This is a genomic window from Alloacidobacterium dinghuense (assembly GCF_014274465.1).
In the GTDB taxonomy this organism is placed as follows: domain Bacteria; phylum Acidobacteriota; class Terriglobia; order Terriglobales; family Acidobacteriaceae; genus Alloacidobacterium; species Alloacidobacterium dinghuense.
This window is the reverse complement of record NZ_CP060394.1, coordinates 5874377-5887830: the sequence shown is the minus strand read 5'-3', so window position 1 is coordinate 5887830 and position 13454 is coordinate 5874377. Positions and strand designations below refer to the sequence as shown.

15 protein-coding genes are annotated in these 13454 nt (G+C 56.7%); 5 read left to right on the top strand and 10 right to left on the bottom strand.

From position 1 onward, the window contains the following. Window positions 1–48 precede the first annotated feature (48 nt). The gene (locus H7849_RS24785) at window positions 49–1434 is read right to left on the bottom strand and encodes a nicotinate phosphoribosyltransferase (protein ID WP_222439738.1); all 1386 of its coding nucleotides are present in this window, start codon (window positions 1432–1434) and stop codon (window positions 49–51) included. A gap of 132 nt (window positions 1435–1566) precedes the next feature. Here H7849_RS24785 and H7849_RS24780 point away from each other — a divergent pair, with 132 nt between their 5' ends. The 4 genes from H7849_RS24780 (at window position 1567) to H7849_RS24765 (ending at window position 5163) form a co-directional block, all read left to right on the top strand. Continuing rightward, window positions 1567–3327 carry an alkaline phosphatase family protein gene (locus tag H7849_RS24780; RefSeq protein ID WP_186743123.1) on the top strand — a complete coding sequence of 587 codons (1761 nt, stop codon included), beginning with the start codon at window positions 1567–1569 and terminating at the stop codon, window positions 3325–3327. Between the two features lie 8 nt (window positions 3328–3335). Continuing rightward, window positions 3336–4295 carry a dihydroorotate dehydrogenase gene (locus H7849_RS24775; protein WP_186743122.1) on the top strand — a complete coding sequence of 320 codons (960 nt, stop codon included), beginning with the start codon at window positions 3336–3338 and terminating at the stop codon, window positions 4293–4295. Next, on the top strand, window positions 4292–4909 hold the full coding sequence (locus H7849_RS24770) for a putative colanic acid biosynthesis acetyltransferase (protein WP_186743121.1): 618 nt from the start codon (window positions 4292–4294) through the stop codon (window positions 4907–4909). The genes H7849_RS24775 and H7849_RS24770 overlap by 4 nt, the downstream gene beginning before the upstream one ends. Window positions 4910–4971: 62 nt before the next feature. Further along, complete coding sequence (locus H7849_RS24765; RefSeq protein ID WP_186743120.1) at window positions 4972–5163, top strand: hypothetical protein; 192 nt, start codon at window positions 4972–4974, stop codon at window positions 5161–5163. Between the two features lie 63 nt (window positions 5164–5226). Here the strand turns inward: H7849_RS24765 and H7849_RS24760 are convergent, their stop codons facing one another. From H7849_RS24760 to H7849_RS24745, 4 genes are all read right to left on the bottom strand, one after another. Further along, the gene (locus H7849_RS24760) at window positions 5227–5667 is read right to left on the bottom strand and encodes a hypothetical protein (protein WP_251106468.1); all 441 of its coding nucleotides are present in this window, start codon (window positions 5665–5667) and stop codon (window positions 5227–5229) included. Window positions 5668–5792: 125 nt separating this feature from the next. After that, window positions 5793–6776 (bottom strand): MBL fold metallo-hydrolase, encoded by a 984-nt coding sequence (locus H7849_RS24755; protein WP_186743119.1) that lies wholly within the window; start codon window positions 6774–6776, stop codon window positions 5793–5795. A 108-nt stretch (window positions 6777–6884) separates the two neighbouring features. Further along, window positions 6885–7262 carry an acetyltransferase domain-containing protein gene (locus H7849_RS24750; RefSeq protein ID WP_186743118.1) on the bottom strand — a complete coding sequence of 126 codons (378 nt, stop codon included), beginning with the start codon at window positions 7260–7262 and terminating at the stop codon, window positions 6885–6887. Window positions 7263–7274: 12 nt separating this feature from the next. Continuing rightward, on the bottom strand, window positions 7275–8165 hold the full coding sequence (locus tag H7849_RS24745) for a phosphotransferase (RefSeq protein WP_186743117.1): 891 nt from the start codon (window positions 8163–8165) through the stop codon (window positions 7275–7277). Window positions 8166–8252: 87 nt separating this feature from the next. Here H7849_RS24745 and H7849_RS24740 point away from each other — a divergent pair, with 87 nt between their 5' ends. Continuing rightward, a complete protein-coding gene (locus H7849_RS24740) occupies window positions 8253–8663 on the top strand; it encodes a cupin domain-containing protein (protein WP_186743116.1) in 411 nt (136 codons plus the stop codon). Between the two features lie 3 nt (window positions 8664–8666). Here H7849_RS24740 and H7849_RS24735 read toward each other — a convergent pair whose 3' ends face one another. From H7849_RS24735 to H7849_RS24715, 5 genes are all read right to left on the bottom strand, one after another. Next, window positions 8667–9521, bottom strand: coding sequence for a 3-hydroxybutyryl-CoA dehydrogenase (locus H7849_RS24735; RefSeq protein WP_186743115.1), 855 nt, complete (start codon window positions 9519–9521; stop codon window positions 8667–8669). Between the two features lie 77 nt (window positions 9522–9598). Continuing rightward, window positions 9599–10333 (bottom strand): Stp1/IreP family PP2C-type Ser/Thr phosphatase, encoded by a 735-nt coding sequence (locus tag H7849_RS24730; RefSeq protein WP_186743114.1) that lies wholly within the window; start codon window positions 10331–10333, stop codon window positions 9599–9601. 142 nt (window positions 10334–10475) lie between these two features. Beyond that, complete coding sequence (gene atpC, locus H7849_RS24725) at window positions 10476–10889, bottom strand: ATP synthase F1 subunit epsilon (RefSeq protein ID WP_186743113.1); 414 nt, start codon at window positions 10887–10889, stop codon at window positions 10476–10478. A gap of 3 nt (window positions 10890–10892) precedes the next feature. Further along, window positions 10893–12335, bottom strand: a complete 1443-nt coding sequence (atpD, locus tag H7849_RS24720; RefSeq protein ID WP_186743112.1) for a F0F1 ATP synthase subunit beta — start codon at window positions 12333–12335, stop codon at window positions 10893–10895. Window positions 12336–12349: 14 nt separating this feature from the next. Further along, window positions 12350–13444 (bottom strand): F0F1 ATP synthase subunit gamma, encoded by a 1095-nt coding sequence (locus H7849_RS24715; RefSeq protein ID WP_186743111.1) that lies wholly within the window; start codon window positions 13442–13444, stop codon window positions 12350–12352. Window positions 13445–13454: the final 10 nt, after the last annotated feature.

Here is a 13454-nt window from a genome sequence, read left to right as displayed (position 1 = left end):
AATAGCCTTCTTTGGAACGACAAACAGCTGATTCCGACGCCGGAGCAACTAGGTCACAACCGGTATTTCGGCCATTCCTTCCAAGCCGAAAACGCGCCTGTAGCGCTCAACCTCATCTTGCGGCCCCAGCGCTTTCCTGAAATTATCAGAGAGCTTGACCGCTGGCCTACCGTCAGCGTCATTGAGTTTGCAGACCAGGCTGGCAGGATCAAAGGCATCGTCGCCACGCGGATTGCAGTTGCGGAAGTCATTTGTTAACAAAGTGCCCCAGCCTGCGCTGAAGCGGATGCGACGCTCCAAGCTCCACTTCTTTTCATCAAGAAAATCTGTCGCTTGGTGAAAGTCACTCGGAGCCGCGCCATTACGCAGTGTCCCGGCGAAATACGCATGCAGGGCAAGAATTTCATCCACATCCAGCGAATCGGAGGCGATAAAAAGCTTCTGCTTCGGATCGCGCCCATGTTCATCGAGCCATGCAATGTACTCGTCCCCGGCTACGAAGGGATCCTTGCTGTCGGCGCGCTGACCAGTCCAGTTCGCAACCCAGTCCGGGGCATCCCGCAGAAACTGCGTCGTCCCGAAGGTATCCGGCAACAGAATCAACAGCTCACCCTGGTACGTCTGCTGCCATAAATCGAGCAGCCGATATTGCGACGCCTTTAGTTCTTCATCATCTCCGGCCATCGCAGCCAATGCCATCGGCAGCTCATGCGCGTTCGTGCCAATGGCCTCCAGATCATGTTTGTAAGCAAGATACGTATTCGACGTGCCGGTAAAATTTTGACCCAGCACATCCGTCATCGCGTTCACAACGTATTCCTGCCATAAAAAGCTGTGCCGCCGTCGTGTGCCGAAATCGCTCACACGCAGACATGGAACGCCGCGCAAGCGCGCCATCTTTTCCCAAAGACGCGTCTTGGCGCGGGCATAAAGAATGTCCAGTTCCAGCTCACTCAGATCCTTTAACGCGGCGCGTGTCCTCAACTCATTAATCGTCGACAGGATGTAGATTTCCCAAAGCGTCGTCTCGGTCCACAGTCCGTGGAAGGTCAACGAGATCTGACCGTCGTGCGTGGACAGCTCATAATCGGAAAGTCGAAAATCGCACTCAAGCCATTCAAGAAACGCGGGCTCAAAGATGCCGCGCCGTCCATAAAACGTATTGCCTGCAAGCCAGATCAACTCGGACTTATGAAAGCGCAGGCGACGCGTCTGCTCCAATTGTTCCCGGAGCTGGTCCACATCGATCATGTCTGCAAGCCGCACCTGTGCCGAGCGATTGATAAATGAGAAGGACGCGCGGGTCTTCGGAAAATGTTTCCAGATAAACTGCAGCATCAGCAGCTTGTAAAAATCCGTGTCCAACAGGGATCGAGTAATGGGATCGAGTTCCCAATTGTGATTGTGAGCACGCCGCGCGAGATTAATGATCACGATGGCAACACTTTACTGCATCAGGACGAGGCAACAGAAATCGATTGCCCTCAGGACGGCATAAAAGCCGGGCTTCGAGGTCTGACCTTGTTACCATGGAATTTGAACCAATCCCTTAGAAAACCGATCCCAATGCTGAAGCGTTTCTTCTCCCTCGCCCTGATCCTTGCCCTCACCGTCGGGCTCACTCCCCGCGCAAGTGCCAGCGCTTACGATGCGCATCCCAAGCTGGTCGTCATTTTGGTCATCGATCAGTTCCGCGAAGATTATCTACAACGCTACCGCGCGGACTTCAAGCCGAAAGGCCTCCGTCTTTTCCTCGATCACGGCGCATATTTTCCTGACTGCTACTACGGCTATTCCAACCTCTTTACTGCACCGGGACACTCCACCATCGGCACCGGCGCCTACACTGACGGCCATGGCATTGGCTCGAACGCATGGTGGGATCTCGATCGCAATAAAGATCGCCCCATAACGTCAGTCGAAGATGAACGTTACGCCATCGTCGGTATGCCTCAAGGCAGTGAGACCGGCCCTGGTCGCTCGCCACGCAACCTGCTCGCCTCCACCGTGGGCGACGAGTTGCGCCTCGACACCAAGGGCCACGCAAGGGTCTTCGGAATATCGCTCAAAGACCGCGCCGCCATTCTTCCTGCCGGAGCCTCAGCGAACGGCGCTTTCTGGGTAGATGAAGCGACCGGCCGCTTTGAAACCTCTACGTATTACATGCCGCAGCTTCCCGACTGGGCCACAGCCTTCAATGCCAGCGGACGGCTCGATCAGGCAAAACAGGAAGCGAACCAACCGAACACAACAAATTTCGAAAATGAAATTGGCAGCACTCCCGCCAGCATCACCTACGAGCTCGATTTCGCGAAAGCTCTGGTCACCGGCGAGCAGATGGGCAAACATGATGTGACCGACATGCTCACGCTCAGCATCTCCGGCACAGATATTCTCGGGCATCGCGTAGGGCCAGACGCCGACGAGCAGCAAGCAATCGTAGATGCGCTCGATACTGACCTCGACGGCTTCTTTGCATGGCTCGATAAGAACGTCGAAGGCGGCCTCGGCAATGTTTGGATCGCCATCACCGCCGATCACGGCGTCGCGCCATCTCCGGCGATCGCTGCGCAACTTGGCATGAACGCCGCGCAGATCGACACAAAGAAGCTGGTCAACGAATTGAATGACGCCATGAACCAGAAATTTTCCCCCGGCGAAAAAGTAGTCTACGTACTTCCAAAACAGGAACTGCCTTTCCTCTCGCTGAATCGCCCGTCATTCGAACGTGCGGGAATCAACGAACAGGAAGCAGAACAGGCAGTACAGGATGCGCTTGAGGGCGCATTCTCAGCGCTCATGAAACCCAGCGACATAAAGCTGCCCGCGCAATCCAAGCTCCCGCCGCGCCCAGTTCTCTACCGCAGCTACACTCGCCTGCAGTTAGCCGCTGGCGAATTGCCGCACACGCAGTTTGGCGATCTGCTTGCGCACAGTTACACACCGAATGGCGGGTGGTACGTGCGCGTCGTTCCCGCCGCTTTCCAAATGGGACTCGAAAAAGCCAATGGCACGACGCACTTCACTCCTTATTCATATGACCGCCATGTACCGCTCGGCTTCTACGGCGCACCCTTTACAACGGGCGTGTATCACGGGCGCGTTGAGCCAGTCGACCTCGCGGCAACCTTTGCGTCCTTGCTGGGTGTGAATCAACCGTCAGCGTCTGTAGGACGCATCCTTACACAGGCCCTCAAACCGGCTGCGGAAGTGACCTACCCCAAGGCGATTCCCGCACGCACACATCGCGGCGCACACCCCACTGCGGGCAAGAACACCACTCCAAAAGCCCCTGCAAAATCCGCAACGGAGAAGCCACAGCCGTGAAGCCAGATATGAAAGCTCGCTTCCTCGGGATCGAACTTCGCAACCCGGTCATTGCGGCCAGTGGAACCTTCGCTTATGGCATCGAGTTCGAGGAAATCGTGTCACTCGACCGCATCGGCGGCTTCGTAACAAAAGGATTATCGCGCGAGCCGATGGCAGGCAACCAGGCCCCACGCATCATTGAAACAGCAGCGGGAATGATCAACGCCATCGGACTGCAGAACATCGGGGTGAAGGCATTTATCGAAACCAAGCTGCCCGCGCTCGCCCGCTACCCATCCTGTGGCATCATCGCCAACGTCTTCGGCTACGAAGTCGAAGACTACATAGCCGTCATCGAGGCACTGAATGAAGCGCGCGGCATCGCCGCCTACGAACTGAACGCGTCCTGCCCCAATACGAAGCACGGCGGTCAGGTCTTCGGCACAGATTGGAGATTACTGGGAGAACTCGTCGTCCGTGCCAAGGAAGTTGCGAAGCATCCGCTGATCGTCAAGCTATCGCCCAACGTCACTTCTATATCCGCCATGGCGCGCTGCGCCGAAGATGCAGGTGCCGACGCCATCTCCCTGATCAACACCTTCGTCTCGCTATCGATTGACGTAGAGACGCGCCGCCCGCGCATCGCCAACATCACCGGAGGACTCTCAGGTCCCGCCATCAAGCCCATCGCCGTTCGGATGGTCTGGGAAGCAGTGAAGGCTGTCCACATTCCCGTCATCGGCATGGGCGGCATCACAACTCCCGAAGATGCAGTCGAGTTCCTGCTTGCTGGAGCCACCGCCGTTCAAGTGGGAACAGCCAGCTATGCCGATCCTCGTGCAGTCGAGCGTATAGCGAGTGGATTAGAGTCATGGTGCGTTCGCCATCATGTCGAACGCGTTTCCAGCCTCATCGGCGCAATCGATACGAAGCCATTAGACACCGAAACAAAGCCCGCCTCCGAGCCCTCAAAGGTAAAGGCATGACCGCTCCTTCCAGGTCATTCGAGCCAAATGACCGGATCGCAATCACCGGTCCGGTGCAGGACCTCTCCGCACACCACCTGCCGCCCAACTTCCGCGGTCGCCCGGCATGGTTCGTGCAGACCTGGTGGCTAGTGCAATCGCTGCTCTTTCACACCTCGCCGCAAGTTCTATATGGCTGGAGACGCTTTCTGCTGAAGCTCTTCGGCGCAAAGATTGGTAAGAATGTGATGTTTCGTCCCAGCGTCTCGGTGACCTATCCCTGGAAGCTCACCATCGGCGAGGATTGCTGGATCGGCGATCACGTCACGCTCTACACGCTCGGACCTATCGTCATCGGCAACGACACAGTCATCTCGCAGCACTCTTATCTCGCCGCCGCTTCACACGACTACACCAAACCGTCCTTCGATATCTTCGCAAAGCAGATCACCGTCGAAGACGAAGTCTGGATTGCCGCTCACTGCTTCATTGGCCCCGGAGTTACCGTTGGGCGCGGCGCGGTGGTCGGCTCGTGCAGTGTCACATTCAAGGACGTTCCGCCGATGATGGTCTGCATGGGCAATCCACTCAAGGTGATCCGGCCGCGCGTCGTCACGGATACTGCAACGCGTTGATCGCGGAACTTTTTGTCAGTGGCCGCGTATTCTTTTTGCAGAGCGAAAGGAGTGTATCGCCCATGATCAAATTTCTTCTCTGGTGTATTCTCTTCTTCTTTTGCTGGCCCCTGGCGCTGCTTGCTCTCATCGTCTATCCGATCGTCTGGCTGCTGCTGTTACCCTTCAGGATTGTCGGAATCGCCGTGCATGGCGTACTCGAACTGGTAGCCGCAATCATCTTCCTGCCCGCTCGTATGATCCGCGCCATTTAAGTACCCTCCCCAAAGACAAAAGCCCTCGCCGATGCGAGGGCTTACTCATACCGATCCGAAAAATCAGGCAGCTTTTCTGGGCAAACGATTCTGCAATTCGCGCGCCTGCGCCATCGCTACCCCGGTAATATACACCGGAGCAGGGGTCGCAATGGCGACAAGAACCCACGCCAGCGCCGATATCAGTAGTCCCACGACAGCAGCAGCCTGCAGCGTAAGCACTACGTCGATCTGGTGCAGATGCAGGTTCATCACCGCCCAGTTGCGCAGTGGCTCTACGCGGTGAATCACCGACAATGCGAGCAGAAAGGCCAGCATTGAGATCGTGGCCAGCCCAATCAGCGTGACATCGACAGTACGATGCAGACGCTGGCGCGAGTGGCAGTGCTGGCATTCCACAAAATGTTGTTCGTAATCGACGCGCATCTCCGGGGAAATTCCGGAAATGTCATATCTCCAACTTGAGAGTATGTCTCCGATGACTTGATCGGTACAAGGGGTCATGTGAATCCGTTCTCCGCCCTAACGTTCTAGCTTAGGTAACAGTCTTCCTAAGCGGGCCCATTCGGCCCGAAGTGACTGCATCCCGGAGCGGCCAGGGAATCTTACTAAAGTATAAACGAGTCTCGTTACAACACAATAGACTCTGTTGCCGTTCGTTGTTCCGCCAGCACTAACCTGTTTCCCAACAAGCTCATACGGTCGCGCAAAGCATACTCTGCAGCCACCCGGGCTAGTTCGGGCAGGTTATTGCTCTCTGATAGATGCGCCAGAACAACATAAGACGCTTGTCCGTCATAATGCGTCTCAAGAAATTTTGCGGCGGCATCATTCGACAGATGCCCCACACGCGACATGACCCGCTGCTTCACCGACCAGGGATACGGTCCATCCCGCAGCATCTCTAAATCATGATTCGACTCCAGCATGAGCACATCGCATCCGCGAAGCTGCAGACTGACGTTCGGAGGCATGTACCCAAGATCGGTGGCCAGCCCAATGCGAATGCTCTCAGTCTGGAAGACAAATCCCACTGGATCCACAGCATCATGCGGAATCGTAAAGGCGCTGATCGCGATATCGCCAATTGAAAAGTGGGTACCAGCCCGAAAATATTCCACCCCTGGCAAAGCACAGGGATCACCCTCGACCTTGTCGTCGGCCTTTCGTTCCTCTTCTTCCTCTGCAGCACATTCGGCCAACTCTGCCTCGCGATAAAAGGGGTCCTCCGCTTCAGCATCCGGTTCTGACCCGCTCTTCTCCGCTTCTGCTTTCTTCTGCGCTGCCTCCTGCTGCCGCTGTGCCAGCCATTCGGCATAAGTCAGACGCTTGCGTGGAGTCATCCAGCGCATCCACGCTCGATGTGTCGCCTCTGTGAAATAAACAGGAATCCCCAGCTTGCGCGCCGTCACCTGCAAGCCCTGCACATGGTCTTGATGCTCGTGCGTGATGAGAATCGCGTCCAGCGTCTCCGGATCTTCGCCCACCGAGCGCATGCGCTTGAAAATCTCGCGGCAGGACATGCCCGCATCTACCAGAATCCGCGTGCGCGTGTTGGAGACAACGGTGCTGTTGCCCTTCGACCCGCTGGCCAGCACCGTCATTCGAACCATACCCTTCAGGATACGCCCACCGCGTGTGGAAGACGCGTCAGAAACTAACGCAGGAACCTGCCTTGACTACACCGCGTCCAAACTGGGGAGTAAATCCACCCGCCAAAGCTAGAGATAGCTCAGCCGCCAGTCATGCCGTGTCTCCTTGACTCCGGCAAACCACAGGCACAGCGGATACAACAACACGACTACGAAGTCCCAGGCCAGATAGACCACCCACAAACTGTACCCGAAGTTTGCCGGGAAGAGTTGCGCTGGCCCACCCATCGAAGGCAGCGGATTGAAAATGGATGAGAACGCCGACCGCGTAATCCAGCGCGTAAGGAACAACACAGGAATAGTCCTCGTCAGATCTGTCGGCGAGAACGACCTCGCGCTGCTATGAACAAAATCACGGACATGATCAAGAGCCATCACCACCATCACGAGTCCGCGAAGCGCATCAATACTGATGAGGCGCGGACGATGCTTCGTGAGCGCATTCATTGGCATCCAACCTCAATCAGAAGTCGATGCGTACCGCTCTCGACAAACGGCCATCCACTCCTCTGCCCGCGCCCGCCGGTCAGCAAATCGCGTCGAAAGAATCGCGCCCCATACCGCCCCCTGAAGGTCACGGGCTTCAAAGAACGGCTCCAGATGTTCCGGCTCAATCACCACGTCGTAGCTCGCCAGCGCATTCTTTCTCTCTTCACCCGAAGTGCGAACAAAGCACGCCACGTCCCATGCAATTGGTCCACGGCACGCATCTTCAAAATCTGTCCACACCAATCCTCGGCTTGTCTTGAGCACGTTTTTCTTGTGAGCATCGCCGTGCAGCGCTTGCTCTGGCAACGCCAAGGCGTCAATCCGTACCAAAATCGCTGCATATCCCCGTCGCAGCATCGCCAGATCGGCTGCTGCGACCGCCCCCCACTCTTCTACTTCATCAAGCCACTGCGGAATCTCGGTGAACGGGCTTAAATGCCTCAGATTGCCGCGAAAACCGCGCAATTCTGCATGTAGTTCCCGCAAGAACGCACCCGTTTCCAGCGCATTTGACACATAGCCGCGATCATGTTCGACATATTCCCAGAAGGTAAGCGCGAGATCGTCCGAGATATGCGGCCCTGAAGGGACCTCAGTGCTTGGCGCGACCACGGGAAAATTCCGGCCAGCAAGGAAACCGGCAAGATCTAGATCAAGCGCCAACCAATCCTGTGCCGGTTTACGAACCAGCCCCGTAGTCGTGGCCACCCGCGCAACTACGGGCGAAGGCCGCAAATGCACCAGAACATTGCTGCCGTCGGCGAGCAGCTCTGGTTCGTCGTTACACCTGAGTCCGAGTTTCCGCGCAACGGTCGTCGCAGCGGCAACAGCACGCGTGCTCAACGCATCCATTGTTTTCATCGTACTTGTGTTTGGTCAGGGCCTCGCAACCAACGAAGAAATGCGCTACTCTGGCTGCGCCAATTCGCAAGGAAGGAGACTCGCTGTATGACAACAGACACGATCAAAGAGACCACCGCGCCGGGCGACTCCGCGCAGTTCGATTTATTGAGCGAGATTGCCGATTCGGAAAAGAAAAAGCCCTGGCAATCGGGCCTCTACGCGAAAACACTCGACAAGCGAGCCGACTTCCGCACCGTTCTCATCACTATGGAACGCGGCGCCCGCATGAAAGAACATCACACTGACGGCACCATTTCCATTCACGTGCTCAAGGGCGCCATCCGCGTCAACGTGCAAGGACAGGCGCGCCAGTTGAACACCGCCGGCCTCTTCACGCTTGCCCCGTCCATCAAGCATGATATCGAATCGCTCGAGGGGTCAGCGTTTTTGCTCACCATCTCGTGGCCGACCAGCGAAAAACTCCGCTCGCTGGAACACCGTGGCTATGGCACCTAGGGATTACTCGTACTGATAGAAGCCGCGGCCGCTCTTGCGCCCCAGCCAACCCGCGTCCACCATGCGAATCAGGAGCGGGCACGGCCTGTATTTCGGATCGCCGAGCCCGTCGTGTAACACGCGCATGATGTCGAGACAGACATCGAGCCCGATAAAATCCGCCAACGTCAGCGGTCCCATGGGATGCGCCATCCCCAGCTTGAAGACCTCATCCACGGCCTCCGGCGTAGCGACGCCCTCCATCACCGCATACATTGCCTCGTTGAGCAGCGGCATCAGCACACGATTTGAAACAAAGCCGGGGGCATCGTTGACCTCGACGGGAGTCTTGTCAAGCTTTTCGGCCAGCGCCTTCACCGTGTCATAGGTCGCCTGAGAAGTCTGGAGGCCGCGAATCACTTCGACCAACTTCATCACCGGCACCGGATTGAAAAAGTGCATGCCGATAATCTGCTCTGGCCGCTCGGTCTGTGCGGCGAGCTTGGTGATAGAAATTGATGATGTGTTTGACGCCAGGATGACGTCCTTGGGCAGAATCGAATCCAGTTCCGCAAAAAGCTGGCTCTTGATTTCAAACTTCTCAGTGGCAGCCTCAACAACAAAATCGCAAGCCGCGAGCGACTGCCGATCAAGGGTCCCCTGAATCCTCTTTAACGAAGCAGCAACTTCATCTGCCGTGATCTTTCCTTTAGCCGCTTCGCGATCAAGATTCTTCCGGATGGTCTCAATGCCGCGATCGAGAAGTCGCTGTTCCACCTCACACAACCGCACATCAAATCCGCCGCGCGCAAACACGTGCGCAATGCCGTTCCCCATGGTTCCCGCGCCAAGCACGCCGACCACCTTGATCTCACTCATCCGTTCACCTCAAAACAATTGAGTGTATCAGTGAAAGGCAATTCACTCGCCGCTCCGGAATGACTGCGGTTAGCTGACTAAGAAATCCTCACTAGAATCGCAGTGATGTTGTCGCTTCCACCCGAGTCATTCGCATCTTGAATCAGCGCCTGGCACAGCGCCTGCAAGTCGGAAATATCTCCACAAAGAAGTTCGGCCATTCGCGGTTCGGGAACTTCTTTCGTCAATCCGTCCGAACACAGCAGAAAGAGATCACCATGCTCGGTGGCCACTTCCTGAATATCCGGCGTCACGTGCTCACGCGTCCCGATCGCCCGCGTAATCACGTTGCGAAACGGTGACACTTCCGCCTCCTCAGGCGTCATCTGTCCCAGGCGTATCTGCTCATCGACAAGGGAATGATCCTGCGTCATACGCTCCAACGCGCCCGCGCGAAGCCGATAACAACGGCTGTCTCCAACGTGGGCAATCCACACACAGCCCTCGCGCACCAGTAGCGCCACAAGGGTCGTGCCCATTCCATGCAAGGAGGACTCGCGTTCGGCACGCGAAAAGACCTGACGGTTGGATTCTGCAATCGCAGTCTCGAGCGCCTGCCGCGGATCGCTGACTGTTTCAGCGCAGACTTTCTCCATTACGGCCGCCACCGTCACCTGGCTCGCCACTTCTCCCGCGGCGGCCCCGCCCATGCCATCGCACACTACAAAAAAGCCGGCCTCGTAGCAAAGCCCATAACTATCTTCATTTCCGGAACGAATACGTCCAACATCCGTCAGCGCTGCAGCTTCCATAAGCATCTGTTCTTGAGGCATGCTGCGGTCCCCGGCCCCTACGAATTTGCTTCACAATGTAATCCAACACAATACACGGCTCTGGCAACACTTCGCATCCGGTTCGGTTCGCCGCAAAAATAAAGGCCGGCGCAATGGCCAGCCTTGTAATGGTAAACGCGGGTTACGATTTCGACGCGGCACTCGCCAGTTTCGATTCCGCCTCGGCAATCACGTGATTCGCCTCATCATACTTCTCGGCATCCTCGCCCGCTTCGCTCCATAATTTCTGACCGCGTTCGAGCTGCTCTTGGGCCCGCCCGGTATCGATCTCTTCCGGCTTCAACGCGCTCTCGGCGAGAATCGTTACACGCTCGGGAAGCACCTCAACGAATCCCCAATTCACGTTGTATCGTTGCTCACCTGCATGACCGCCGTGCAGTCGCACCTCGCCAGCACCGAGTTCAGAGAGCAACGGCGTGTGCCCGAAGAGCACCTCAATGTATCCGTTAGGCGCTGGCAACTCAACCGCATCTGCCGTCGAATCGACAAGGATGCGCTCCGGAGTCACCAACCGTACTTGCAGTTGATCTGGCATAGTCTACGCAGTCGCCTTCATCTTCTCAGCCGCTTCGAGCACTTGCTCAATCGAGCCCTTCAGGTAAAAGGCCTGTTCGGGAATGCTGTCATGCTTGCCGTCGAGCACTTCCTTGAAGCTGCGCACTGTGTCTTCGATCTTGACGTAGGCGCCCGGAATACCGGTGAACTGCTCCGCAACATGGAACGGCTGCGAGAGGAAGCGTTGAATCTTGCGCGCGCGCTGCACGGTAAGCTTGTCTTCTTCTGAAAGCTCGTCGATACCTAGAATCGCGATGATGTCCTGCAAGTCCTTGTAACGCTGCAGAATCCGCTTCACGCCCTGCGCCACGTCGTAGTGCTCCTGCCCGACGATACGCGGCGAAAGAATACGCGAGGTCGAAGCCAGTGGATCGACAGCAGGATAAATGCCCAGTTCAGACAGAGGCCTCGAAAGAACCGTCGTCGCGTCGAGGTGAGCAAAGGTTGTCGCCGGAGCCGGATCGGTAAGATCGTCAGCCGGAACGTACACAGCCTGTACCGACGTGACCGAGCCCTTCTTGGTCGATGTAATGCGCTCCTGCAACTCGCCCATCTCGGTCGAGAGATTCGGCTGGTAACCGACAGCCGAAGGCATGCGCCCCAGTAGCGTCGATACTTCAGAACCCGCCTGCGTAAAGCGGAAAATGTTGTCGATGAAGAGCAGCGTGTCTGCGCCTTCATGGTCGCGGAAGTATTCAGCGACGGTGAGTCCGGTCAGCGCCACACGCAGACGCGCACCTGGCGGCTCGGTCATCTGACCATAGATCAGCGCAGCCTTCGACTTCTTGAAGTCCTTCAGGTCGATAACGCCCGCTTCCTGGAACTCAATCCAAAGATCATTTCCTTCACGGGTACGCTCGCCCACCCCGGCAAAGACCGAGAAGCCGCCGTGCTTGAGCGCAACGTTGTTGATCAACTCCTGAATGATGACCGTCTTGCCCACACCAGCGCCCCCGAAGAGGCCAATCTTGCCGCCCTTCAAAAAGGGCTGGATGAGGTCGATAACCTTCACTCCGGTCTCAAACATCTCTTCGTGCGTCGATTGCTCATCGAAGGCAGGAGCGGGACGGTGAATCGGCATGTGGACCTTCGCGTTTACCGGACCAAGTTCGTCGACCGGCTCGCCGATCACGTTCAGCACGCGTCCCAACGTCTCGTGGCCCACGGGAACGGTGATGGGGCCACCGAGGTCGATGGCGTTCATACCACGCACCATCCCTTCAGTCGCCTGCATGGCAACGCAGCGCACGCGGCCTTCGCCCAGGTGCTGCTGCACTTCCAAAATGACGTTGATGGGGTTCGGCACGGTAAAGCCGTCGCTCACGACGCGCAATGCCTGATAAATCGGAGGCATCTTCGCCTCTTCAAACTGTACGTCGACCGCTGGCCCCGCGATCTTGATGACTTTGCCAATGTTCTCTGCCATAAAATTCTTTCTCTCTACAGTGCGGCTGCGCCGCTCACAATTTCGATTAGTTCCTTGGTAATCGCCGCCTGCCGAACGCGATTCATCAAAAGCGTGTAGTGGTCAATCAGGTCCGACGCGTTGTTTGTCGCCGAATCCATCGCTGTCATACGCGCAGCAAATTCCGCCGCTACTGACTCGATCATCGCGTGATACAGCAGAGTGCCGATATACCGTGGCAGAATCGCGTTGAATAGATCTTTCGGGTCCTGCTCGTAGATGTAGTCGATATCCGCCGTGCCAAAACGCTGCGCCTCTTCCTCAGCCTCCTTGGCTGCGGCACTCGCCTCTTCCGAACCTGGACTGATCCCGGCCGACGCTGCAGCTTGGGCTGCGCGCTCGCGCTCTTCTCGCGTCATCTCTTCGGCGGCAGCAACCTGTTGTTTTCCGATCTCAACGATGGGAAGAATCCGTTCCACGACAACGCGCTGCTGGATCACCGACTTGAATTCGTTGTAGACCACATAGACAGCGTCGATCTTTTCCCGGCTGTAGAGTGTAACGATCTCCCGGCCAAGTTCGCGTACTTCATCAAACGTAATCTTGTGCAGGATATTGCGATAATGGTCATCCATTATCTCAATTGCGCCGCCACTCTTGCGCTCACCGCGAGACAGGCGATCTTCTTCCGTTTGCTTTTGGGCATCCAGATACTGCGCCGCAGGATACCGCCGCCTCAGGATGTCGCGCCCCTTGCGGCCAATCGCTTCAATATCGATGTGCTCATCCGGATGCGCTGCAATAAAGTTCGTGGCCGCCTTGATGATGTTCGCGTTGAATGCCCCGGCAAATCCGCCTTCACCGGATATCACCAGCAACAACACATTCTTTTCCGGACGCGTGAGCAGCAGCGGATGCCGCACTTCGCCGGTTTCGGGGTCATAAATCTCAATGCGACGCTTGAGCGACTGCAGCACGCTCGCCATCATCGTTACGTATGGTCGCGACGCAAACGCGCGCTCCTGCGCCCGGCGCAGCTTGGCTGCGGCCACCATCTTCATGGCCTTGGTAATCTGGCGCGTGTTCTTGATACTGCGAATGCGCCTTCTTAAGTCGAGAACGTTTGCCATTCTTCCTGCT

What these genes read in the sequence shown, in the direction of transcription:
- H7849_RS24780 (WP_186743123.1), top strand. Translation starts at nt 1,567, where the DNA reads ATGCTGAAGCGTTTCTTCTCCCTCGCCCTGATCCTTGCCCTCACCGTC.
- H7849_RS24775 (WP_186743122.1), top strand. Translation starts at nt 3,336, where the DNA reads ATGAAAGCTCGCTTCCTCGGGATCGAACTTCGCAACCCGGTCATTGCG.
- H7849_RS24770 (WP_186743121.1), top strand. Translation starts at nt 4,292, where the DNA reads ATGACCGCTCCTTCCAGGTCATTCGAGCCAAATGACCGGATCGCAATC.
- H7849_RS24765 (WP_186743120.1), top strand. Translation starts at nt 4,972, where the DNA reads ATGATCAAATTTCTTCTCTGGTGTATTCTCTTCTTCTTTTGCTGGCCC.
- H7849_RS24760 (WP_251106468.1), bottom strand. Translation starts at nt 5,667, where the DNA reads ATGACCCCTTGTACCGATCAAGTCATCGGAGACATACTCTCAAGTTGG.
- H7849_RS24755 (WP_186743119.1), bottom strand. Translation starts at nt 6,776, where the DNA reads ATGGTTCGAATGACGGTGCTGGCCAGCGGGTCGAAGGGCAACAGCACC.
- H7849_RS24750 (WP_186743118.1), bottom strand. Translation starts at nt 7,262, where the DNA reads ATGAATGCGCTCACGAAGCATCGTCCGCGCCTCATCAGTATTGATGCG.
- H7849_RS24745 (WP_186743117.1), bottom strand. Translation starts at nt 8,165, where the DNA reads ATGAAAACAATGGATGCGTTGAGCACGCGTGCTGTTGCCGCTGCGACG.
- H7849_RS24740 (WP_186743116.1), top strand. Translation starts at nt 8,253, where the DNA reads ATGACAACAGACACGATCAAAGAGACCACCGCGCCGGGCGACTCCGCG.
- H7849_RS24735 (WP_186743115.1), bottom strand. Translation starts at nt 9,521, where the DNA reads ATGAGTGAGATCAAGGTGGTCGGCGTGCTTGGCGCGGGAACCATGGGG.
- H7849_RS24730 (WP_186743114.1), bottom strand. Translation starts at nt 10,333, where the DNA reads ATGCCTCAAGAACAGATGCTTATGGAAGCTGCAGCGCTGACGGATGTT.
- atpC (WP_186743113.1), bottom strand. Translation starts at nt 10,889, where the DNA reads ATGCCAGATCAACTGCAAGTACGGTTGGTGACTCCGGAGCGCATCCTT.
- atpD (WP_186743112.1), bottom strand. Translation starts at nt 12,335, where the DNA reads ATGGCAGAGAACATTGGCAAAGTCATCAAGATCGCGGGGCCAGCGGTC.
- H7849_RS24715 (WP_186743111.1), bottom strand. Translation starts at nt 13,444, where the DNA reads ATGGCAAACGTTCTCGACTTAAGAAGGCGCATTCGCAGTATCAAGAAC.